At 36.8% G+C, this 24,070-nt stretch carries 20 protein-coding genes; 11 read left to right on the top strand and 9 right to left on the bottom strand.

Going from position 1 to position 24,070, the window contains the following annotated elements; all coding sequences use genetic code 11:
* Positions 1-14 precede the first annotated feature (14 nt).
* Together HFC68_RS07875 and HFC68_RS07880 are read right to left on the bottom strand one after the other, a co-directional pair.
* Entirely contained in the window at positions 15-1,610 is a 1,596-nt protein-coding gene (locus HFC68_RS07875; RefSeq protein ID WP_011672890.1) for a xylulokinase, read from the bottom strand.
* 20 nt (positions 1,611-1,630) lie between these two features.
* Entirely contained in the window at positions 1,631-3,001 is a 1,371-nt protein-coding gene (locus HFC68_RS07880) for a sugar porter family MFS transporter (protein ID WP_002834343.1), read from the bottom strand.
* A 502-nt stretch (positions 3,002-3,503) separates the two neighbouring features.
* Between HFC68_RS07880 and rihC the strand changes: the two genes are divergently transcribed.
* The 4 genes from rihC (at position 3,504) to HFC68_RS07900 (ending at position 7,181) form a co-directional block, all read left to right on the top strand.
* Complete coding sequence (gene rihC, locus HFC68_RS07885) at positions 3,504-4,433, top strand: ribonucleoside hydrolase RihC (RefSeq protein ID WP_029257657.1); 930 nt, start codon at positions 3,504-3,506, stop codon at positions 4,431-4,433.
* Positions 4,434-4,444: 11 nt separating this feature from the next.
* Positions 4,445-5,848 carry a C4-dicarboxylate transporter DcuC gene (gene dcuC / locus HFC68_RS07890; protein ID WP_011672888.1) on the top strand — a complete coding sequence of 468 codons (1,404 nt, stop codon included), beginning with the start codon at positions 4,445-4,447 and terminating at the stop codon, positions 5,846-5,848.
* 10 nt (positions 5,849-5,858) lie between these two features.
* Positions 5,859-6,350 (top strand): N-acetyltransferase, encoded by a 492-nt coding sequence (locus tag HFC68_RS07895; RefSeq protein ID WP_167399765.1) that lies wholly within the window; start codon positions 5,859-5,861, stop codon positions 6,348-6,350.
* 111 nt (positions 6,351-6,461) lie between these two features.
* Positions 6,462-7,181, top strand: coding sequence for a winged helix-turn-helix domain-containing protein (locus tag HFC68_RS07900; protein WP_011672886.1), 720 nt, complete (start codon positions 6,462-6,464; stop codon positions 7,179-7,181).
* Between the two features lie 458 nt (positions 7,182-7,639).
* On the opposite strand, the gene HFC68_RS07905 is transcribed toward HFC68_RS07900, so the two are convergent.
* The 3 genes from HFC68_RS07905 to HFC68_RS07915 form a co-directional block, all read right to left on the bottom strand.
* A complete protein-coding gene (locus HFC68_RS07905) occupies positions 7,640-8,716 on the bottom strand; it encodes a GntR family transcriptional regulator (RefSeq protein ID WP_011672885.1) in 1,077 nt (358 codons plus the stop codon).
* Positions 8,717-8,989: 273 nt separating this feature from the next.
* Positions 8,990-10,336 carry an MFS transporter gene (locus HFC68_RS07910; protein ID WP_011672884.1) on the bottom strand — a complete coding sequence of 449 codons (1,347 nt, stop codon included), beginning with the start codon at positions 10,334-10,336 and terminating at the stop codon, positions 8,990-8,992.
* 12 nt (positions 10,337-10,348) lie between these two features.
* Positions 10,349-12,331 carry a glycoside hydrolase family 127 protein gene (locus tag HFC68_RS07915; protein WP_011672883.1) on the bottom strand — a complete coding sequence of 661 codons (1,983 nt, stop codon included), beginning with the start codon at positions 12,329-12,331 and terminating at the stop codon, positions 10,349-10,351.
* Positions 12,332-12,483: 152 nt separating this feature from the next.
* Here HFC68_RS07915 and HFC68_RS07920 point away from each other — a divergent pair, with 152 nt between their 5' ends.
* From HFC68_RS07920 to HFC68_RS07935, 4 genes are all read left to right on the top strand, one after another.
* Positions 12,484-13,332 carry an AraC family transcriptional regulator gene (locus tag HFC68_RS07920; protein WP_011672882.1) on the top strand — a complete coding sequence of 283 codons (849 nt, stop codon included), beginning with the start codon at positions 12,484-12,486 and terminating at the stop codon, positions 13,330-13,332.
* A 166-nt stretch (positions 13,333-13,498) separates the two neighbouring features.
* Positions 13,499-14,833 carry an NAD(P)/FAD-dependent oxidoreductase gene (locus HFC68_RS07925; RefSeq protein ID WP_011672881.1) on the top strand — a complete coding sequence of 445 codons (1,335 nt, stop codon included), beginning with the start codon at positions 13,499-13,501 and terminating at the stop codon, positions 14,831-14,833.
* 287 nt (positions 14,834-15,120) lie between these two features.
* A complete protein-coding gene (locus HFC68_RS07930; RefSeq protein ID WP_011672880.1) occupies positions 15,121-15,810 on the top strand; it encodes an N-acetylmannosamine-6-phosphate 2-epimerase in 690 nt (229 codons plus the stop codon).
* A 101-nt stretch (positions 15,811-15,911) separates the two neighbouring features.
* Positions 15,912-16,724 carry a MurR/RpiR family transcriptional regulator gene (locus HFC68_RS07935; protein WP_004166877.1) on the top strand — a complete coding sequence of 271 codons (813 nt, stop codon included), beginning with the start codon at positions 15,912-15,914 and terminating at the stop codon, positions 16,722-16,724.
* 66 nt (positions 16,725-16,790) lie between these two features.
* Here HFC68_RS07935 and HFC68_RS07940 read toward each other — a convergent pair whose 3' ends face one another.
* Positions 16,791-17,468 carry an MgtC/SapB family protein gene (locus tag HFC68_RS07940; RefSeq protein ID WP_011672878.1) on the bottom strand — a complete coding sequence of 226 codons (678 nt, stop codon included), beginning with the start codon at positions 17,466-17,468 and terminating at the stop codon, positions 16,791-16,793.
* 374 nt (positions 17,469-17,842) lie between these two features.
* Between HFC68_RS07940 and HFC68_RS07945 the strand changes: the two genes are divergently transcribed.
* Both HFC68_RS07945 and HFC68_RS07950 read left to right on the top strand, forming a co-directional pair.
* Positions 17,843-18,646 carry a hypothetical protein gene (locus HFC68_RS07945; RefSeq protein ID WP_011672877.1) on the top strand — a complete coding sequence of 268 codons (804 nt, stop codon included), beginning with the start codon at positions 17,843-17,845 and terminating at the stop codon, positions 18,644-18,646.
* 101 nt (positions 18,647-18,747) lie between these two features.
* Positions 18,748-19,878, top strand: a complete 1,131-nt coding sequence (locus HFC68_RS07950) for a hypothetical protein (protein WP_011672876.1) — start codon at positions 18,748-18,750, stop codon at positions 19,876-19,878.
* Between the two features lie 79 nt (positions 19,879-19,957).
* Here HFC68_RS07950 and HFC68_RS07955 read toward each other — a convergent pair whose 3' ends face one another.
* Both HFC68_RS07955 and HFC68_RS07960 read right to left on the bottom strand, forming a co-directional pair.
* Positions 19,958-20,131 carry a hypothetical protein gene (locus tag HFC68_RS07955; RefSeq protein WP_004166882.1) on the bottom strand — a complete coding sequence of 58 codons (174 nt, stop codon included), beginning with the start codon at positions 20,129-20,131 and terminating at the stop codon, positions 19,958-19,960.
* A gap of 12 nt (positions 20,132-20,143) precedes the next feature.
* Positions 20,144-21,037 carry an SDR family oxidoreductase gene (locus tag HFC68_RS07960; RefSeq protein ID WP_011672875.1) on the bottom strand — a complete coding sequence of 298 codons (894 nt, stop codon included), beginning with the start codon at positions 21,035-21,037 and terminating at the stop codon, positions 20,144-20,146.
* A 109-nt stretch (positions 21,038-21,146) separates the two neighbouring features.
* Here HFC68_RS07960 and HFC68_RS07965 point away from each other — a divergent pair, with 109 nt between their 5' ends.
* Positions 21,147-22,052 (top strand): CorA family divalent cation transporter, encoded by a 906-nt coding sequence (locus HFC68_RS07965; protein ID WP_011672874.1) that lies wholly within the window; start codon positions 21,147-21,149, stop codon positions 22,050-22,052.
* Here HFC68_RS07965 and HFC68_RS07970 read toward each other — a convergent pair.
* Positions 22,042-23,958, bottom strand: a complete 1,917-nt coding sequence (locus HFC68_RS07970; RefSeq protein ID WP_002834296.1) for a fructose-1,6-bisphosphatase — start codon at positions 23,956-23,958, stop codon at positions 22,042-22,044. The genes HFC68_RS07965 and HFC68_RS07970 overlap by 11 nt on opposite strands.
* Between the last annotated feature and the right edge of the window lie 112 nt (positions 23,959-24,070).

Genomic DNA, 24,070 nt, shown 5'->3' on the forward strand with positions numbered 1-24,070 from the left:
TAACCTTATCCCTCCTAAATTACTTCTCCAGCTTGAGCTTCAACTGGTAAGCCTGCTACATATTCCTTAGTGAATTCGTCATATGCTTCAACGCCCTCTGGTTCGGGGCTCAAGGTCATACTTTCAGGATTACTAAAGACGTTGGTGTCTAGATAATCACTTAAGCTTTGGCCATTACTGTCGCTAGCAAACATTGCTAGGACTGCCATTCCCCATGGTCCACCTTCGCCAGCGTTAGCCATTACAGTAATCGGAATATTAAGCGCATCCGATAAAACTTGTTGAGCAACTACTGGAGTACGGAATAATCCACCTTGAGCAATCATGACATCCGTCTTGATATCTTCTTCATTGCTAAGGATATCCATACCAATTTTTAGTGGTGCAAACGCAGAATAAAGTTGAGTTTGCATAAAGTTTGGTAGGTTGAAATTACTATCCGACTTACGAACAAATAATGGTCGTCCTGCTTTGATATTTGTAATATTTTCACCAGATTGATAACTATAATTAATCAAATGTCCCAAATCACGATCAGCTTTAGTTGCTTCTAAGAAGAGTGCTTCATAGAGCTTATCTGGTGCTAGGTTAATTCCTAATCTTGCTGCAAAATCACTAAAGATTTGGGCCCAAGCATTGATATCTGATGAACAGTTATTAACATGAACCATAGCAACTGGGGCTCCATCGGGAGTCATTACAACGTCGATATCACGATGAACGGATTTCAAAGGCTTTTCTAGAACCACCATTGAAAAGGCTGATGTCCCGACCGAGATGTTACCAGTTCGTTTGCGAACACTATTAGTACCCACCATTCCGGTTCCTGCGTCACCTTCTGGGGGAGCCATTACACTACCCGCTTGAAGCTTACCAGTTACATCAAGTAAATTAGCACCCTCGGCAGTTAATTCACCGGCTTTTTCACCAGCGCTCTTCACATCTGGGAGGACTTGGTTGATATCCCAATCAAACTGCTTAACATTTTCTAGTTCAGCAAACGTTTTCAGCATTGATTTTGAATAATAACCTGTCTTTTCATCGATAGGGAAGACTCCCGAGGCATCACCCACACCCAATACTTTTTCACCAGATAATTTCCAGTGCACATAACCAGCAAGGGTCGTTACGAAATCAATATCCTTAACATGTTCTTCGCCATTTAGAATTGCTTGGTAGAGATGTGCAATCGTCCAGCGTTGTGGAATATTGAAACTAAATGCTTCTGTCAATTTTGCAGCAGATTCTTCCGTGATGTTGTTCCGCCAAGTGCGGAATGGCACTAACAAATCATTATTTTTCGAAAATGCTAGATAACCATGCATCATTGCACTAATTCCGATTGATTTAATGGAAGTTAATGATTGATGATATTTACTGTGCACTTCAGCAGCCATCTGCGAATAACTAGCTTGAATTCCTTGCCAAACTGTATCCAATGAATACGTCCAGATTTGATCCTTAAACTGGTTTTCCCAGACAAAACTTCCTGAAGCAATTGTCTTGTAGTCACTGGTGATTAAAACGGCCTTGATTCGGGTTGAACCAAGTTCAATACCAAGTGATACATTGCCATTTTCAATTTCTTTTGATATTTCAACTAAATTCATTTTAAAATCTCCAAACTAATTTATTTTCCAAGTCCTTGTTCTTCAATTTCTTCTAGTGTGTGACCCTTTGTTTCAGGTACACGTGTTCTGATAAATAGAACACCTAACAAACAAATAATTCCAAAGATTGCGAACACGGCTTCTTGAGGCATGTTAGCTGTCATGATTGGGAATAAAAGACCAACTAAGAATGAACCAATCCAGTTGAATGATGATGCAACTCCGGAAGCTTTACCACGAATTGCTAGTGGGAAGATTTCTCCGACGATCACCCATGTTAATGGCGCCCAAGTAAATGAATAGAAGGCTACGTAGATACATAGGAATACAACGATCATCATTGGGTTCATATCTTTGATGAACATGTTAAGAACAGCGGGAAGGATAAATGAAAGTCCCATAACCGTTCCACCCATGGTTAACAATGTCCGACGTTTAAATTTATCAGCAATCCATAGGAATACTAGTGAACCAAGAACCAAAATGACACCTTGGATAATAGGCCACATCAATGCTGAACTTGCAGCATTTCCGGTTGCTTTTTCAACAATTAATGGAATGTAATAGAAGATGGCATTTGCACCTTGGAATTGTTGGAAAGCGGCTACCCCAACACCAGCGATTACTAAGTAACGGTATTTACCGCTTAATAAATCTAAGAATGTTGAGCTAGTATTAGCTGATTCTTCTTCAGCTGCTGTTTCTCTGATTGTTTTTAATTCTGCATCAACTTCATTTTCAGGACGGATGTAAGATAACGTTCTTCTTGCTCCGTCAATATCATTACTTTTAACTAGGAAACGTGGTGATTCTGGTAATTTCAAAACTCCGAAATAAAGGATAACTGCTGGTACAGCGGCTAAACCAAGCATTAAACGCCAAGCCATTTGTTCTGGTAAATCTTTAAGTAAAAAGTCAACAATATATGATAGCAACATTCCTGAAACAATCATGGTTTGGTTAATACCTGATAGACGACCTCTTAAACGAGCTGGAGCCATTTCTGACATATAAGCCGGTACAAGGGCCGATGCAGCACCTACTGCAAGTCCTAAGAAAATACGTACAGCGATTAAATAAATTTGTCCATCGTGTGGAGAAAGCGCTGACAAAAGTGAGCCGATCGCAAAAACTAACGATGAAATCAAAATCATCTTCCGACGACCAAGTTTGTCAGACAAATTTCCGGCTAAAGCGCCACCAAAAATGGCCCCAAACATTACGGCAGATGTAATCCAACCAATTACCCCCGCATTATTTTGCAAGTTCCAATCAGTTTGTAAGAAGGGAAGTGCTCCTGTCATTACACCAATATCATAACCAAATAAAATTCCACCAAATGAACCAAAGAAATAAATAAATCCACTTGGAATCTTCTTTTCCTTACTCATTGTTTTCCTCCTTGAAATCACACATTCATATTTTGAAAGCGTATTCATAAGTTCGATATTAATCATAGAATATTTATACGGACAAGTCAATGTATTTTTTAAAATTTGTTAGGATGAATTTTTAGAATAAAAAAATAAGAGTTTAAGTTTTAAAAACTTAAACCCTTATATCTTTTTAATTGATTCCCTAATGATTAATTCTGGATCATAAACTTTGTTCTTTTCATAGGGGCGACCTTCGATGATATCAAAAGAAAATCTCTCTAATATTTTTTAATAATTCGAAACTGAATATAATTCACCATTAATTAACCTGATACAAATTCTTAGCTAAATCTTCGATTATTTAAGGTGCACTAGATTCGTCAATCAAATATTTTTTGTATACATTACTTTAACCCTCAAAATTAAATACAACGTTGTATTTTATAATACAACGTTGTATAATAATTTCGGAAAACGTTTTCAAAAATATAACTAAGGAGTTATTAAACCTATGTTGATGAATAATTTAAAAGCACAACCTGTTATTATCAGTACTGATCCTGGTATCGATGATGCAGTTGCAATATCTTTGGCACTTTTTAGTAACGATATAGATGTCAAACTTATATGTCCTATTGCGGGTAATGTAAGTTTAGAAAAAACAACTCATAATACACAAAAGCTTCTAACTTTTTTTAACAAAGAAATACCTATTGTTCCAGGAAGCCCGTCACCTCTCCTTCGACAAAAACAAAATGCTAGTAACGTTCATGGTGAATCTGGCATGGATGGCTTTGATTTTCCTATCCCTAAAATCACACCTGATGTATCAAGGACCGCGGTACAAGCAATGCATGAAACTGTATCAAACAGTACTGTTCCTGTAACTTTAATGGGACTTGGACCTTTAACTGATATTGCACTTTATCTTCATCTCTATCCACAGGATAGTAAGAATATCCACGAAATTGTATTAATGGGAGGAGCTTTAGGTAGAGGTAACTTGGGAGTCTTATCTGAGTTTAACTTTGGAGTTGACCCTGAAGCAGCAAAAATAGTATTTAACAGTAATATTTCAATACGTATTGTACCCATGGAAATAGGGAGACAAGCTAAAATAATGCCCGCCACTTCAGAAAAAATAAAAAATCTTGGAAAAACCGGTAAAATGTTTTATTCACTTTTTTCTCATTATCGTGGAGGTAGTTTTGATAAGGGATTAAATATGTATGACGTCCTCGCTTTAGGGTTGATTTTAAAACCAGAAATATTTGAGATGAAATCAACCTATGTTGCTATAGAAACCCAAGGAGCATTTACAGCAGGTGCTTCATTAATTGATCTTAAGGGATACCTTGGGGAAAATTCCAATGCAGAGGTGGCAATTAACGTTGATACTAAACAATTTGAAGACTGGTTCACTAAAATGATATCAAAAACAATATAGGAGGCGATCTCATGCACGCAGTATTAATCTCTATCATTGGTATTATAGCTATAAGCATCTTGATTTATATGTTATTAAAGAAAAATGATATTAAAATGATACTTTTATCACTAGGTTTAATTTTGATGTACATCGCTATATTGTTGGGTAATGAGCTAAAGGTAACGCAACCTACTGGTACAAATTTATTAAATCCATTTCAGGCAATTGTTGATCAATTTTCATCAACTTTAGTAGGACCAGGATTTGTTATTTTAATTTTAGGTGGTTATAGCGCTTATATGAACCACATAGGTGCTAATCAAGTTACCGTACATGCACTTACCAAACCGATCACTAAAATTAAATCTATTTATTTACTAGCTCCCATTGTTTTTCTTATTGGAAACCTATTATCACTTGTAATTCCAAGTGCTTCAAATCTAGCAATTATTCTCCTTGCAACTCTATATCCCGTATTGCGTTCTGCAGGCATGTCGCGACTAACATCAGCAGCTATCATCGGAACTTCAGCTACAATAGTTCCAACTCCCTTAGGTGCAGATAACGTAGCTATTGCATCCCAATTTCACATGTCTGTAACAGATTATGTTTTTCAAAAACACGCTTTAATTTCTATTCCAACCTTGCTAGCTATTACTATAGTTCATTATTTATGGCAAAAATATCAAGACAAAAAGCATCCTGAAGAGTTGTCATATTCTTCAGAGCTTTCTCAAAATAAAGAACAGGATTCAACAGCGTCACCTAAGGTAAGTTATAAAGGATTCAAAGCTTTTATTTATGGATTACTACCGCTCTTACCTATTGTAATATTACTAATCATCTTTTTCACCAATATATTTCTTCACACTAAGCTGAATATTAGTGTTCAATTAGTTAGCTTACTTAGTTTTGTTATTGCTGTACTTGTAGAAATTTTTAATAAAAAGCATCCCCAAATTGTTTTAAAAGAAACTAGTAATTTTTTTGAAGGTATGGGTAGCGTAATGAGTATCGTAGCATTACTAGTTTCCGCCCAAGTATTCGTACAAGGACTAACTTCGATAGGGATAATTGATTTAATTCAAAAAACTATGCAAACTATGAATAGCTCAGGTATTGTTTTACCAGTAGTTATGGTTGTATTCACGGCAATTATTGTCTTATTAAGTGGAAGTGGAACTGCGTTACTTTATGCAATGATTCCTCTGTTATTACCATTATCTAAAGCTGCAGGTATTTCCCCTATCGCCCTATCAGTACCTATGCAATTAGCAGGGAACTTATTGCGAGCAATCTCTCCTGTAGCGGCAGTTATTTTAATAGTTGCTGGAACCACAAAGTTATCTCCAGTAAAAATTGTTAAACGCACTTCCGTTCCAATGGTTTTTGGAGTAATCATGATGCTTGTTATGTCCCTACTAATCTTTTAGGAGTACATCCATGCTTAAATCTATTGAACTTCAACCAGCTTATAAAGAGGACTTACCTCTATTACTCAATCTTTTACAAGATGCAAAAGAACAAATGGCTTCAAGCCATATTACTCAATGGAATAGCTATTACCCCAATATTGGAGTATTAATCAAAGATATTGAAGACCATTCTCTTTATTCAACCGGAGCAAGGAATATTGCAGCGATTAGCATCGATCGAAGAGGTAAGGATTGGTACTTACATCGATTAATGGTCCATTCCTCAGTAAAGGGGCAAGGAATAGCAAAAAAAATACTCTCAAATATCATTCAAAATGGCTATTCTAACAACGTAGACAATATTTGGATAACAACTAATCATAGTAATTTACCGATGATCCATATTCTAACTAGTTTGGGATTTTCTTTTTCTCATAAAATTAAAATTCATGGAAGAGAAGAGTATGGAGATTTCATTATTTACAACTATAATCTTACACAGAAAATGTTAAGATTATAGTTGGATTAAACAGCTAATTAATCCGGATACCAGTCATTTGATGATAATTGGTATTCGGATTAATTTTTAATTCACATTTAAATCTAAAAGATAGGGAGAGTTAACCGTAAAATGCATCAACCAGCAAAATACGTTAAAGTATACAACAAAATACTAAAAATGATTGAGCAAGGCCAATTAATTTCCGGTGAAAAAATTCCATCTGAAGAGATTCTTACTAAAGAATTTGATGTTAGCCGTGTTACCCTTAGAACAGCTTTGTCTCTGTTAAAAGAAGATGGTTTTATCACTAGTATTCACGGAAAAGGCCATTATATTAGTAAAAATAATTCTTATAGTAATCAACACCTAGAAAATTTTATTTCGCCTATTTTAACTACCTTAACAGTTCCTATAGAAAGCCGTGAGACATACTATCATAAAAATACTTCTAGTGCTTTTACTGATCAATTATTTGGTGTACAAAATCGCCCTTATCTTACTCTTAATGTTTGGTACAAAAATGGCATAAATAACATTGCTAATAACTTAGCAATCGTAATGCCAGAAACTATAGATAAATTTTCTGTTAACCTTAATAATCCCAAAAGTATTGTGCAGTTTCTAGAAAATAATGTTTACAAGGTGGCTTCTAGTTCCACTTTGACATTATCCGTCTCAGAAAGACATCCTTCTACGTTTCGCCGTAATTTTATTAATGACTCTCCCCTTATGTTAATTACAGAAGACATATTCGATATACACGGTGATCGATTAATTCAAAACAAGTATTACATACCAAGTACTTTATTTCGCACAGAAATGGTGCGTCACCCAAATACTCTCTCATAAATCACTAAAAACGCTTAAAAAATACTCCCAATACTAGTTAACTGATGAAAAAAACATTTAAGTATTGGGATTTTTTTCGTACTAGGATTATAACTGACCTATAAAACCATGTTAAACGTATTAATCCATTAAAAATGGATAGTTTAATCGCTATTAATAAGGGGTCACAAATTAAGTCTTATATATTAGTTTTAAAATAATGTAAATTTAATTATTAGAATTTCCGCTCTTTTTTAATCACCATGAGTTTAGGTCGTTTGGTGTTTTTAGACAAGTTATGCCTCTTCTTTTCATCCCTCATTATCATAGTATCCAAATAGTTCAAGAAAACAAGAATAGGACTAATTCATAAAAACGGCTTATCCGATATATGAATGATGAGTTCTAAAAACTTTATTTACCAAACTAATACAACACCAGTGAATTTAGTCTGCCATTCCATTTTATTTTTCAACAAATTATATCTTTTTAATTGATTCCCTAATGATTAATTCTGGATCATAAACTTTATTCTTTTCATAGGGGCGACCTTCGATGATATCAAAAATCGTCTTGGCAGCGTCTCTACCCATTGTTTCCTTCGGATGTTCAACTGTACTTAGTTTGGGAGAAATATATTTAGCCAACTTATAATTATCAAATCCAAAAATTGAAATATCTTCTGGAATCTTTAATCCCATCGAGCGGACTAAATCTATCACTCGAATAGCAATTTGATCATGATAGCAGATAATTGCTGTTGGCCGATCTGGACGTGCTAAAATGCTTTCGATTCGAGTAAACACATTGTGCATGTTATCAGATGATTGGTACATCACCATTTCACTTAACATCACTAAATCTCGATGTTCCTGGTATGCACTAATGTAACCCTTCATTCGATGGACACCCTGTGTATCATCAATTTTAAAAATTCCCAGTATCTTTTCGTGACCCATCCCAATTAACTTGTTGGTGACTTGGCGTTCCGCCTCATAATCGTTAACTTCCAAGTACGGGAAATCTAACTCAGGGTAGTGTGCATTAATGAATACCGTGGGTAATCCCGTCTCTTTAAGTTTATCGTATAAGTCTCGATTAGGATTTCCAAGAGCACTTTGTGTCGGTTCAATAATCAAGCCTGATAAGCCAATTTCCATCATTTTTTTAATTCCTTTACGTTCTTTCTGCGGATCGTTCTGGGTGTTACTAATCAAAATCGAATAGCCTTCAGCAGAAACGTAGCGGTCAATCCCGGTAATAATGTTTGGAAAAATATAATCCGCTATATGCGTTGAAATTACCCCAATCATTTTTCCTTCGATGGGTTTATTTATATATTTTTGCCAATCATCTACAAACATTCCACCGCCTTGAATACGGTAAACGTAATGATCCGTTTCAAGATCACCAATCGCTCGTCTGATTGTATATCTGCTAACGCCATACTGTTCCATTAAGCTGGCTTCGGTTGGCAACCTATCATTAATAGAATAATGTCCAGATAATATTTTTTCTTTAATATCTCGTTTTACAACGTCGTATTTATTTTCCATATCTATACCTACTCTGTTAAAATACTTTTCATATATAAATAGTAACATTTCATAATTGCTTTATCGCAGATTAAGTTAGCTTTTAGTACAATGATTAAAAAATCCGTAAAAGCAAACTTTCTATAACACCCTCCATTACTAGACGTATATACATTTTGAATGCTGATAACGTCTTTACTTATAAAAAATAATTTAATTATATAAAAAAGTTTAGTTTCATTGATTTCTGAAACTAAACCTTTTAAGTGTGTTGCTATTTGTTAGAGTATTATTTTATGAAATATGACGGTTTTGTAGTTCTTTTTTTATCTGTGGTTCCATTTTTTCATATTTAAAATAGAACAGCATAATGATCCCAGAAATTATATAAACGATAATGGGTAACCAAATAAAACAGAATTTTATAGAAGCCAATGATTCAGCAGTTTGTTTTTGGTTTGCTACAAAACCTGCAGCGGCCATGATTTTAGAAGGAATAAAACTTCCAAATCCAGAACCTAGTTGAATACAAAAAGCACTACCAACAGCGGTCAAAAATCCAGATGCTCTTATGCCTGTTTTCCATTCTCCAAAATCCACCGTATCTGCTAGCATTGCAAACGGCATTGCACATGCAAGCGCTGCCCCAAAAATTCCTATTACCCAAGCCACAATTACTAAAGCAAAATTACTACCAGCAAAAGCCATCATAGCTTGTCCAAAGGCTCCAATTGCTAATCCAATTAACATCGTCATTGTTTTGTTTGTTACTTTTACAACGAATGGAATTGAAATGGTTGCTATTATTCCCAATACTTGTAACCCGTTAAAAACTGATGTTAACTGCTCATTTCCAAGATTGTATTTAGCGTAATAAACTGAAATACCATTACGATCAGCTTGAGCTATCCAATAGATAACAAAAGAAATAACCAAAATAAACCAAGGTTTATTACCAACGGTAGCTTTCAAACTATCTTTAAATGGAATTGATTTTACTTCGACATCTTTTCTTTCTCTCAAATTTCTAAATGCTAAAAATAACAATATTACCGCTAACGTACCAAAAATGCCAAGTGTCAACATGAAACCATGTTTGTCATTTCCTTGCCCTAAAAAAGCAACTAGTGGTAAGCAAAATGTTGAGGTGATAAATGCTCCAATATTTCCTCCTGCCATTCGAAAAGTATTAGCACTTATTCGTTCATCGGTATCCGCAGTCAAACTAGGTAAAATAGATGTAATTGGTGTTTGAATTCCTGTATAGATAACACCAGCAGCCAAAATATAAGTAATACCTGCATACCATAATTTTGCATCTCCCGAAAGGTTAGGTGCCGTAAAAGCTAAAAATGTGGCAATTGCAAATGGTATTGCCAACCAAAGAAAATATGGTCTACTCTGTCCCCACCGTGTGTGCGTATGATCTACTATAGAGCCCCATACGGGAGCACTAATTGCATCTACAACTCTAGCAATCAGTAAAATTAAACCCGCACCAGCTACTGATATTTTGAAAACGTCCGTATAAAAGTAAAGTATATAGCTGGAAATCGTTACGTACAATAAATTTCCTGCCATATCCGTAAATGAATAGCTGACCTTTTCCAAAAATGGTAATTTATCACTTTTATTTTTCATTTTTGTGTCCTCCTATTCATGCAACCAAACAGACATTTGTCCTTCTTCTCGGTTCGCCCATGCATAATAAGGAATTAATGTTAATTGACTACTATGATATTTATTCTTCTTATCAAATGAGTACAATTCACCATCATCGAATTCTTCTTTCTTTAACACTTTTACATCATTAGTAATGAGCTTACCTACTCCGCCTAATAAATCTTTTTCGTATCTAAAAGAAAATTGTGGTTCTTCTTCCAATTTGTAATCCCAAAGATCATCCTTATTATCAGCACTTTCTGCACAATACACGATTGGTCCCCGTTGTACTGCTACTTGGTCAATATCCTGTCTAACTTTTTCATTAGCCCTGATTATGTGAGTATCCATGTCTAACACTAGGGTAACCTTCACGCTACTATCCTTAATGTCTAAATAACATACACCCTCAGTAACATTGGGCTTGATCGCTTTATTATCAACATAAATTTTGAAATTGTTTTTACTCCAATTAGGAATTCTCAATGCAAATTTAAAATCTTTTTTATTAGGATTTTCAATATTAAAAACAACTTCACCTTCCCAAGGCAAATTACTTTCCTGTTCAATTATGATGTCATCACTAAATTTAGCTATATTAGCAATGTATTGATGGGCTAAGATTGTATCTCCTTTGATCTCATATAAATATTGATCAAGTGAAGCAATTAAACGTGTAATATTTGCTGGACAACATGCTGTACCAAACCATGGTTGACGGCGAGTTAGAATATGTTTTTTATCATGCCCATCTTTACTTTCAATTGGGTTCATAAAAAGAGGATTAACATAAAAATAATTAGTACCGTCAATCGACATTCCACTTAAAGCACCGTTAAAAATTTCTTTTTCAATTACATCGGCATATTCGCTATTAAAGTTATCTGCAATCATTTGCTTTGCAAAGAAAGTCATTGCTACACTAGCACAGGTTTCTCCATATACTGTATCGTTTGGAAGGTCGTAATCTGTTGTAAAAGCTTCGCCACGTTGTGTTTGTCCCACATTTCCTGTAATGTACATTTGTTTTTTTACAATATCTTTCCACAATCTCTTAGAGGCATCTAATAATTCTTTGTCTCTAGTTACTCTGGCAAGATGTGCTAATCCTACACAGAAATATACACATCTTACTGCATGACCGTGCGCAGTATCTTGTTCTGTAACTGGTTTATCCGCAAAATAATAACCTTCACCATATTCTTTTAATTCTGGCCAAAAGTCATTATCAATCCCATCCTCAATGTTTTGCTTATCATAGAATTCAGGATCTTTTCCTCTTTCGCAAACAAAGTACTTAGTTAACTCTAAATACTTCTTTTCATTTGTTGTTTCATAAAGACGCATTAATGCTAATTCAATTTCAGGATGTCCACCCGCACCATGGATTTTCCCAGATTCTGGGCCAAAGTTTTCATCTAAACAATCAGCCATTTTTTTTGCGATTTCTAAGGCTTTTCCATTGTTAGTAGCTTCATAATATGCAACACCAGCCTCAATGTAGTGTCCCATAGAATAAAGTTCATGCGATTGTTGTAGTCGCTTAAATTTTCGTTTTGGCATATTAATCTGGAAAATAGTAGATAAATAACCATCTTCTTCTTGAGCTTGCCCAATTAATTCAACAATGTCATCTGTTTTTTTCTGTAAATCTTGATTCGGATAATATTTCAAAGTATACGCAGCCGCTTCAAGCCACTTATAAACATCCGTATCTTGAAAGTTCATCCCACTGTGTTTTCCTTGTGTAATTCCTGCAGCAATTTTCAAATTTTCAATAGCATGACTTTTAATCTTGCCATCATAGAATCTCATATCCGCAAATGCATCTTTGTTTAATTTAACGTCTATATTGTCGTTCAAGGTATTGTATTGATATGGAATAACAGTTTTAGCAACTAATTTTCGATATCTGTTCCAAAAATTTGATGTAATTTTTACTTTCTCACAAAGTAAATTTTGTCCATTGGCCATAATTAATTTCCTCCAAATATATAAATACAAAAAACCATATTTACTAGTAAAAGCGCTTTCTTATAGATTATAATAGAATGTTACAATAGAAATGTCGGTAGTTAATAAAAACAAAAAGTGGACTATTTTTACTTGAAAGGTGTATTAGTAATATGGATTTTTATACTATTCAATTTGATGATCTTGCCAACTTTGAATCAGCTGGAATTTTCGTCAATAATAAAAAATGGAAACACAGTCATAGAATTTTAAGTAGTTTCGAAATAATCGTTATGATTGAGGGTGTCCTCCCTATTCAAGTTAGTAACACTCAATATCGAGTTAAACCTAATAAACTGTTAATAATCCCACCGAGTGCAGAACATTTTGGCTTTGAATTTACAACCAGCGATATTAAGTTCATTTGGATACACTTTAATTGCTCAAAATTTAAAATTAACGATGAAAAATCATTATTCCTTTCAAATATAGAGAACAGTTCTATAATTTTACCTAACTATTCAAACAAGTTAGATGTCCAAAGAATTATATTAATGTCAAATCACTTATTAGATATTACACAAGAAAACGTAAATTCTATCTATTTAAATTTATTTTTAAATAGCACTCTCCATGAGATAAATTACCAAACACAGAAAATTCTCAAGGAAAGACAATTATCTAATCTATACTTGCAGCCAGTTAGAGAGTTTATAAGAATTAACTGCTTTGAAGATATAGATTTAGGTAGCATAGCTACACACTTTAACTACAATAAAAGTTACTTATCTAGAAAATACAAAAAAGTTATGGGCATTGGCATTAAACAACAAATTAATAAATTTCGTATATCACGTGCAGAATACCTACTCAGTAATACTAGTCTGACCGTTCAAGAAATAAGTAGTCAAATTGGATTTAATGATGAAAAATATTTTATGAGACTTTTCAGAAAAAATACTAATAGTACACCATCAGAATATCGAAAATTGTATAGCCAACGTCATTTCAATAAAGAGTAATCTATAAAAGAATTAGTATTTACTCCATTAACCCATTTTTTTGTTAATCATTTAATTATCTTACTTTCCCAGTTGCAATCGCTTGCAACTCGCCCCTATCCTCTGCTATGCTCGTGCCAACAATGGTAATTGTTTATTCACCTAAATTTAGGATGGAGGTAATTAAATGACTGAAAGTTATCAATTTGATGTTTTGTACTTAGGCGCGGGGCATGGTGCCTTCGACGGGGCGGTTCCACTAGCTAATAGTGGTAAAAAAGTCGCCATCGTCGAAGCGGACAAAATCGGGGGAACTTGTCCAAACCGTGGATGCAACGCGAAAATTACGCTGGACAACCCGGTTCAACTTTTACGCCACCAAGAACGCCTTGATGGCATTGTAAATGGTGACTTAAAACTGGATTGGACTGCCAATGTAGAACATGAACACGAAGTCATCGACGGCTTGCCGGACATGATTACTGGTCTACTCGACTCTGTTGACATCGAAATTATTCACGGTCGTGGAAAATTTGTTGATGCTCACACCATCGAAGTGGATCAACAGCGCTACACCGCTGACAAAATCGTGATTGCAACGGGGCTACGTCCCCACCATCTAGATGTTATGGGATCAGAACTTACGCATGACAGTACTGATTTTATGAACCTCAAGCATCTTCCTGAAAATATCGTAATTATTGGCGCGGGCTATATTGGCATGGAATTTGCCACGATTGCCAATGCTGCCGGCGCGAACGTCACTGTACTTTTACGCCATAATCGGGCGTTGCGCAAGTTTAATCAAGATTACGTAAAACAAGTCATTGCCGACCTCGAAAAACGAGGGGTGAAGTTCATTTACAACGCTCAGGTGGATCGTTTTGAGGAAGACGGTTCTCATTTTACCGTGTCTTATAACGATCACGAAACCCTCACCACCGACTGGATTTTGGATGCTACCGGACGAATTCCTAATATCGAAAACATCGGATTAGACGAAGTAGGCGTTAGTTACAATGCTAACGGGATCGAAGTTAACGATCATCTCCAAACTAACATTGATAACATCTATGCTTCTGGTGATGTGCTTGATAAAGAACAGCCTAAGCTCACCCCGACTGCGATCTTTGAATCTAGTTATTTAACCCAACTTTTCACAGGAAAGACTACTGACGCAATCAATTATCCGGCCATCCCAACCATTGTCTTTACCTCGCCACAAATCGCACAGGTTGGTATGAGCGTCGAAGAAGCTCAGCAAAATCCTGATTACACCATTAAAACTAATCATCTTCCTGACGGATGGTTCCGCCAAGTTGATAAGGAAACAATTGGTAATAACACCTTGATTTACGATCAAGACCATCATCTTGTAGGAGCAGCTGAAGTTAGTGAACATGCTGCCGATGCAATTAACGTTTTATTACCAGCAATTGAGTTCCAATATACAGCTGAACAACTAGGACGCATCGTACCCCTCTTCCCTACTTTGGGAGCGGACGTCTGGTCACAGATTTAAAAAAAACGCTGAGCCTTTCTGAAAGAGGTTCAGTGTTTTTATTTTCTACAATTAAAAAAAGTGAAAAATATTTTTACGTCTACTGCCGAAGATGATTAACCCACCAAATGAAAATTATTATCATTTTATATCGTTGCAATATTTTTTAACTCGTTGTATATTTACTGCGATGATTGAATTAAACGTTAACTATTACAAAACTAACTTTGATTAAATCACTATTTCAAATCACATATTTAATATTGCTATATTTCACCTAAATTTGATAAAAGAGAAGTGTCAGTATTATGAAAAATAATTTTTTTGAGGCGGTTAAAGGTAAGTTAATTATTTCATGTCAGGCTTTGCCTAATGAGCCATTGCATAGTTCTTTTATTATGGCTCGTATGGCAAGGGCAGCTAAAATGGCCGGGGCGGCTGGTATTCGCGCGAACTCTGTTGTGGATATTCAAGCAATTCAAGATGAAGCTGGATTACCGATGATCGGAATCGCAAAAACAGATTATCCTGATTCCGATGTTTTTATTACCCCCACTTTAAAGGAAATGCGGGCTGTGGCAGCTACTGGTGTCGAAGTTGTCGCTTGCCAAGTAACTGGTCAACGCCGACCCCATGATGAAAAACTTGCGGAAATCGTTCAACAATTCCGGACAGAATTTCCTAATACATTATTGATGGCTGACACTGATACCATTGAAAATGCACTTGAGGCAGACCGCTTGGGATTTGATATGATTGGGACCACGATGCGTGGTTACACGCCGGCCACCCAAGGTATGAATATTGCTGATCATGATTTTGAATATTTGAAGGAATTGCGTTCCCAAGTTACGCGACCAATTATCGCTGAAGGAAAAATTGATACTCCCGAAAAACTAAAATGCTGTTTAGAATTAGGCTGCCACGCGGTCGTTGTTGGTGGCGCGATTACTCGTCCCTTGGAAATTGCCACTCGTTTTATTGAGGCCATTAAATAGGACCCCTGTATTAAAGACTGGAATACTTGAAAAAAGTTCCAGTCTTTTTTATTTTCAGCGTATAATTAATACTAATCAAACCTAATCTAGGAGGATTTTTTATGAACATCATTGACGTTGTGGAGCAAAAATACCCATCTTTATCGCGTCAAGAACGCAAAATCGCTCTAAAAGTCATCCAGCATCCCGCCGATGTCAAAAAGATGAATATCAATACTTTATCGAAAAAGGCCGAAGTTAGTACCGCCACCGTAACGCGCTTTGTTAAAAAGATGGGATATCCCGACTTCAGTCAATTTAAGTTAGGTTTGGCTGAAGCAACTTCAAATATTACCGAAAATGTTGATAATGCACCTCTTCCAGATCAGGTCACAGATTTTTACAATCAAATGATTACTGGAACTTGGAAACGTATCAATCAAAAAACTTTAAATCAAGTGGCGATGCTTATTAAAAATGCTCCCCGCGTCTTTATTTTTGGTTTAGGTAGCTCGGGTTACAATGCGCAAGAATTATCTCAACGGCTAATGCGGATGGGGATTAATGCTTTCGCTCCTTCTGATAGTCACACCATGTATATCAGTAGTAGTATTATGCAAAAAGATGACCTCCTAATCGTTCTATCTGTTTCTGGCAAATCGAACGAAGTCAATGAAGCCGTTGCTGTTGCTAAACAACACCAGCTAAAGGTCGTCTCCATCACTGCTTTTGATGATAGTCCCTTAGCCGAAATGAGTGATTACCAATTGTCCGTTCAATACAGCGAATTTGTCGATAATACTCAATTTATCAACTCCCAACTGGGTGTGGTTTATATCATCGATATCCTTTCAACCATGCTATTGCAAAATGAAACTTATAAAGCTCGCTATCAACAAACTGTTGCGGCGATTTTAAATCGGAAAATGAAATAAATTAAAAAAGATTTCAGCAGGGTAAATAACTCACCTTCGCTGAAATCTTTTCATTTATATTTATTTTTAATCTTCTCGCCGGACCTCAACCACCGCCGCATTTTCAGCTATCCGCATTAATACTGAGTCAATATTATTTTCAGCTGATAAGACCCCTTCCAACTCGACTGTAATCCGATTGTCATTGATATTACTAATCGAAAAAGTATTTTTTCTAAAACCCCCCTCATTGAACATTTTTTGAATGGTCTTCAGTGAAGTCGAGTCATTTTTCATGATGATTTGGCAATGAAAATGCTTGCGCTTCAGCAAGTATTTCAACATGATGTTATCGCGAAAGAGATACTGTGAAGCCACAATCAAAACGGCAGCCGTGAAACCGATAAAATACAAACCTGAACCAATCGCCATTCCTACCGCCGCCGTCGCCCAGACTCCCGCAGCAGTGGTCAATCCGTTCACTCCTTCACCACGCACCAAGATTGTTCCAGCGCCAATGAAACTAATTCCACTAATAATTTGCGCCGCAATTCGTGAGGGATCCAGTCCGATGCCGCGACTTTGCAACAAATCATAAAACCCATATTTTGAAATTAGCATGGTTAACGCCGCTCCCAGCGCCACGATAATATGCGTTCGAATCCCGGCGTTTTTTAATCTGGCCGAACGTTCATAACCGATAAACGCCCCGCAAATTGCTGCGATTACTAGCCGACCGAGTCCTTCTAGGTCATTCATATCCATTTACAACACCTTCATTCACTTTTCTATATCGTCTCACGCCCATTCTAACACCGCTTTCCAAGCCAAATGAACTTTTAGCCTGTCACCCACTTCAACTATTCTTATAGTCAGCACTATCGATACCGTGCGTGTAAAGTGGTATAGATTTCATTTTTGCTATCTTAGTAGTGATTTTTAGATAATAAATCCATATCATTTTCAATCGGTCTAAAAAATATTTTTTATTTAAAACAAACGTTATAGAGTCGACAAAGAAGACGCTTTTATTAAATGTCACCTGCAAAATCATACTTGTTAACGATACTTCTCTCTGGTACTATTTTACGTATTAATTTTTTTACAAATAATCATTCTCAGAAGGACATTATATTCGGATGGAACTAAAACTGAACTACTACGATGAATTCCAGCAGCTCAGCTCAAAGCAAATTTTTACTGATCGTAACCCTCAAAATTGGAACTTACCACTGATTAAAAACGCTAAGATTTGTGGTGATACAACGGTATATCTTCATGGTATTAGCGCGTGGAACATTCCTGGAGAGACGCTCATTATTGATACAGAACGCCCGCCCCATACTACAGATCAGTCTACTAGAAAATTAATCCGATATTTTTTACGCTCCCAACCTTGTCGGGATATTTTTATTCGCATGATGACCGATCATCTCAATATCACGCAAGCACGCCCCATTGTTTTTGGCACTTTTCGTGTGGTCCCTTTGAACGGAACAACCCGTGGTTCTGCCGATTGGGTGTTTGCACATCGACTAAGAGATCTCTATGCAGATCCCGAAGATAGTCGCTTTTCCTTTCTTAATTTTGATGACGGTAAGAAAAGCCTTCAGGTTCACGTTCCATTCACTGAATCTATGATTTGCAGTAAATTAACTAAAGCACAACATATTTCAGAATTAACTTATGATCTAATGCAGGGATTTGCTGATATCTTCGGTATGACCGTTCTTAAACCTAAAAATGAGGTGTCTTGCCAGATTGATCGCCGAATTCAAACTAAGGAACATCCCGAACTATTACCAATTGATGAAACCCTGATTGACCTAGCTGCTCACCTATTTACCATCGCCAGCGAGATTCTATTAGATGGCCCAGTTATTTCTACTAAAGCTGCTAAAAAACTATTAATGGACCCTGCGTACGATTTATGGCGTTTATAGAATAAATTTCATCCAAATCTAACCCAAAACCAGTATAATAAACTATAATTATACATATATTATGAGTTATTAAGTAACTAGTCTCTGGGGGATTTTTGTTTATGAAGAATACAGTACTAAAATGGATCGAACAACTTAAGGAGCGATTCCATCCGCAACAAGAGGACCATCAGCCTTTTGTCGATGACGAGCTCTATTTGGGAAGTCGAAGTCGCAAACGTCGTGCTCGCAGAAGAAGTATTAAACGTTTAAGCACCTGGGTCGCTGGTTTAATTGTCGCTTTCTTATTAATCTTTGGCATTTATCGAGGGATTTCACATTTTAGTTCATCCCACCGAGCAGCCCGTTTAAATGAAGAAATTGGTCAGTTATATACTGATAATCGTCACGCTGATCTAAAAGATTCGGTAACCCAAACTAAGCTAGATAAGCTCAAGTCTGATGTTGACAGTTTAAAACATTATAAGAACATCGATTCCTTGCGTGCCAAACAAGTAGCTGCACAAAATGCTTATGATGTTCGCGCTGATTACAGTCATCTTTTCAATAAACAAACTCGCGTTGCTTTAAACGTGACAACTAAAAAGGTTGACCATCAGTTGAAAAACTTAAAGCAAAAAAAGGTACCCGCTCAATTTAGAACTAACTATACTAAACAGTTAAAAGACGTCCGCAAGATTGTCGTTATGGCGGATAAACTTAGCAAACGTTATAAAGTTATTATGAAAGCTCGTAAAAACAATCTTTCCGTTGACGTGACTACAGTAGAAAAATTGATTAAGGACATGAGTAAAAACCAAAAATCACAGAAAACAGTTGATCAACAAACTAAGTTAATTAGTTTGAAGACGGTCATTAATAAGGAAGATAAACAAGCTGCTAAGGCCGCCAAAGCGGCTGCGGAAGCCGCTGCACGGGCAGAAGCTATTGCAGCTGCCGAAAGAGCGGCCGCTGAATCTTCCCGGGCTGAATCTGAATCAGCTTCGAAGGCCGCTTCCAAGGCTGAATCTGAATCTTCTAGTGCAGCTAAAGCATCTTCTGAAGCCGAAGCTAAATCCGAGTCAGAAGCCGAAGCTGCCGCTGAAGCCCAAGCTAATGCTAACGCCCAGACAAGTACCGATGCATCTGACAGCACTAACGATGCAGGTACCACTAATAATACTCAGGCATATTACAACTTTAGTATCAGTGGCACCGATTCTCAAACTAACACTTCAAATACCAGTTACTAATTTAAAAGAGCTATAACCAAAGGTCGCTCGTCGAATTATCGACTCCCACGTCCGCTTGATTACAGCTCTTTTTTATTTGCTATTTATCGTGATTTTCAGCCCATTTTTCGGCCTGACTGATCCCAATTGGAATCGCCCGATCTTCATCATAGCCTTCATCTAAAAGTGCGTTAGCAATTTCAATCGCTTTATTCCGCACGGTTTCTGACAAGTTTTTCATCGACTCTGGATAATCTTTTTTCGTCCATGGCATATGACTTTCCCCTTATAAGTTGATGTGTTCTCCACCAGTAACACCATATATTTGGGCAGTAGTATAACTTGCTAAGTTAGAAGCCAATAAGACATACGTTGGAGCTAGTTCAGCCGGTTGACCTGCCCGACCCATTAATGATTTTTGTCCAAATTCTGGGATAGCTTCCTCCGGCTGTCCGTGATCTAACTGAATTGGTGTCCAAATTGGGCCTGGTGCGACACCATTTACCCGAATTCCGTCTTCGATTAACTGCTGAGCTAAGTTGATGGTAAAATTAGCGATTGCTGCCTTCGTTGCCGCATAGTCCAACAATTGGCTACTTGGATTAAAGGCTTGGACCGAAGTCGTAGTAACGATGGCGCCTCCCGCTGGAATGTGTGGTTTAGCCGCCTTCACTAGGGCCAACATTGCCACCACGTTCACTTCGAAACTGTCTCTAATTTGTTGCACGGGGAGGTCATCAATCTTTTTATGGGCAATTTGTTGGCCGGCATTCAACACCATCGTGTCTAAACCGCCCAACTCTTCAACCACGCGATCAACCACTTCTTGAGGGGCCTTTTCGTCTCGGAAATCGTATGGCAATAAAACTGCCTTCCGGCCCGCTTTTTCGATGTATTCCGCGACTTCCTTCGCATCTGAATCTTCTCCAGGGAAATACTGGATGGCAACGTCTGCTCCTTCGCGAGCGAAGGCAATTGCAGTCGCTCGACCGATTCCTGAATCACCACCGGTTACTAACGCTTTACGATCTAGCAATAGTCCGTGACCTTCGTAAGTTTCTTCACCACAGTCTGGTTTAGGTCGCATCTCACTCTGTAGTGCTGGTGTATCCTGTTGTTGTTTTGGAAATTCTTCTGTATGATACAACTTTCGTGGATCCTTTAAATCTGGTTTACTCATTAATTCACTCCCTTTCTTTTGTAATTCAAATTCTAATCGAATAGAATTGCTTTATAAAGTAATATGCTTCAACGATGTAACCGTTTTACGAAAGGAGGATTAGCTCTATATGTCAACCAATTCGAATCAATTCGAAATTACCAAATTCAAAGACTTTAATGATCTTCAAAATCTAATTGAAAAGAATCGATTTCCGTCCAACATTGCAGCTGGGATCAAGACTCCGGAGGTTTTCCCACATACTTCCACGATTAAGGATGACAGCGGTAAAATCACCTACTTTGTAGGTCTCTGTAATTTAGTGATGACCAATCAAAAATCTGACTACGAAATTGTCCTAGACCCTTTAATTATTGTTTCGAGTCCTAATCAACTGAATTTTTTTGTTCGGGAAAACTCTAATACGGAAGCTGAGCTCCATCGTCTAACGCAGGCTATCCAACCTAGTTCGACTGAAGCAATTATTGCCCATTTTCTATTGCATATTTATGATAACTATCGAACTAAATTGTCTCATATCAAGCTTCAACTAGAGTATCTCGAACAGCAATCAACCCAAACTACCCAGAATCAAGAATTAATTCAGCTTAAAAATGTTAAGAAGGATACCGTTCTTTTGGAACATACCTTAGAGACGCAACATCAGGCTTTAGAACACCTTTTCAAACTGGATGAATTTTCCAATAACCTCCAAGATGAAACGGTGATTTATAATATAAAAACCGCCGAACGTCAGATCACTAAACTAGTTGAAGTTTATCGTGATTTGATTGACGCAATCAGCGGTCTTTTTTCCGATATTATGAGTAACCATTTGAATCATTTAATGAAATATCTTGATTCAGCAGCGCTTATTATTTCCGTACCTTCCCTTATCGCGGGCCTCTGGGGCATGAACACCGGCGGCTTGCCCGGTCGACACACGAGCGTTGGCTTTTGGTCCATGGTTGCCGTTAGTGGTCTATTGGCCTTCATTACTTGGATTATCTTACGATTCAAAAAATTTAATGACTAATTTCATCCGTTTCCAAGAGGTATTTTAAATCATCGACTTGACGCTTCAATTCGGTCCCAATCGTGGTATCGGCAATGTTGCGTCGCGGTAAATCACGATCAATAATTCGTTTCAAACTAGTCGATTGCGTTTGCGATTCATACAAGTCATCAATACCTTGGAATGGCATGTGCGTTACAATCTGGAACCCGTACGAGTTATTAATTAATGTATATCCCGCAATCCCAGTCGATTTTTGATAAGCTTTGGATAGTCCACCATCGATTACGATAATTTGACCTCCACCTTTGATCGGCGATTCTCCTTCGCTGACTTTGACTGGAGTATGCCCATTAATAATGTAACTATTACGTTCATCTAATCCAAATTTTCGTAAAATATAATGCGCAGTGGAAAGGCGATCTCTTAATTTAAAATAGGGGTTGTCGCCTTCCTTGTGGGTCGCCGAATCAGCAATAAAATAACGTTCAAAAGTGGTCATCGCCGTTCTACCAAAGAGGGGCGATTTTTTTCCAATCCAGCAATACCACATTAAATCGGTATCATCATCTTCATCACTCGTTTTCTTGGCTGCTCCAGCTCGAATGTGACGCTCGAAAAAGGTTAATAAATCTTTTCCAGCATATTTTTGACCATGATATTCAAATTGATCAAAATCACCATCTTCCGTTAGAGGAATACAGCCATGGTACAACAAATTATTATTGTAAATTAAATACATGCTTCCTTTTTCTAAAATGAAGTTCACATGCACCTTGATTTTAGGTGAATGTCTAAAGGAGTAACTCAAACTGTCAATGACTTCTTGTTCTTCCTTAGTGAGTTCATAAGGATGATCCGCATCAACCATTTGGAAACACCCATTTTCTAGCGGATATTCCTGATCTCCCAACTGAATTTTTCCTTGCTGAACTTCATCTAAAAAGAGCCGATCATCCATTTGAAATTCAGGTTGTCGTTTAATAACTTGTCCTTCTAACTTAAATTGGATAATGGTTAGCGCCTGATGAACTTGGGATAATAAATCCAAGTTGTTTTGGTCAAAGTCACCCGCCTTTGGATAAAAGGCGGGGTTAGCTTGATAATGTTGCGTGGCGAAAGTAAATAATGCTCGCAAATTAATACCATATTCCCGTTCCAAATCATATATATAACCGTAACGCGTGGCAATTCTAAATAACGTGGCAATGCAAGCTTGTGATCCCGCATAGCCTCCGAGCCAGAGCACATCGTGATTTCCCCATTGAAAATCTAACGAGTGGGCGTGCTCTAAAAGCTCTAACACTTGGTTGGATTTGCGGCCTCGATCAAAGACGTCCCCCACAATGTGAATATGATCAATCACCATTTTTTGAATCGTTCCAGCCAAGCTCTGAATCAAATCTTGGGCTCGGTCTAGCTCGATTATTTTACTAATAATCTGTTCATAATACTTTTGCTTGTTTTTTGGACTACCTTCTACATATAAAAGTTCTTCAATAATATACGCATACTTGGGTGGTAAACTTTTCCGTACTTTTGAACGAGAATATTTACTAGCACAGAATTGAGTGAGCCCAATCATGCGCGTAATCATCCCAAAATACCACTGCGTTAGTTCTTCTGCATCTTGTTCCAGTTGCCTTTTTTCTAAAGCATACTTCGGATAAGCTACAGTAAAATTCAATTCGTTTTTCTCTGTCTCATTCATTTCTGGAAAACAATCGTTGATCTTTTCTCGGATAATCCCCGCACCCGTTTTTAAAATGTGATTTAAGCCATCGTATTCACCGTGAATATCGCTGATAAAATATTCTGTACCTTTTGGTAAATTTAAAATAGCTTCTAAGTTGACGATTTCCGTTACAATTTCATCTTCGCTATTAAATTCCTTTTTCAATTCTTCAAAATATTTTTCTTTATACATTGGTATATATATCCTTTTTTGTTTTTTATTTGGAATTAATAACTTAGATGATAACATAAATAAAACCGCTTACAAACCAAACTTAACCGAACTTGTATTTTTGGTCTAGGGT

Origin of the sequence: Pediococcus sp. EKM201D (genome assembly GCF_011800215.1) — a bacterium.
Classification (GTDB): domain Bacteria; phylum Bacillota; class Bacilli; order Lactobacillales; family Lactobacillaceae; genus Pediococcus; species Pediococcus pentosaceus.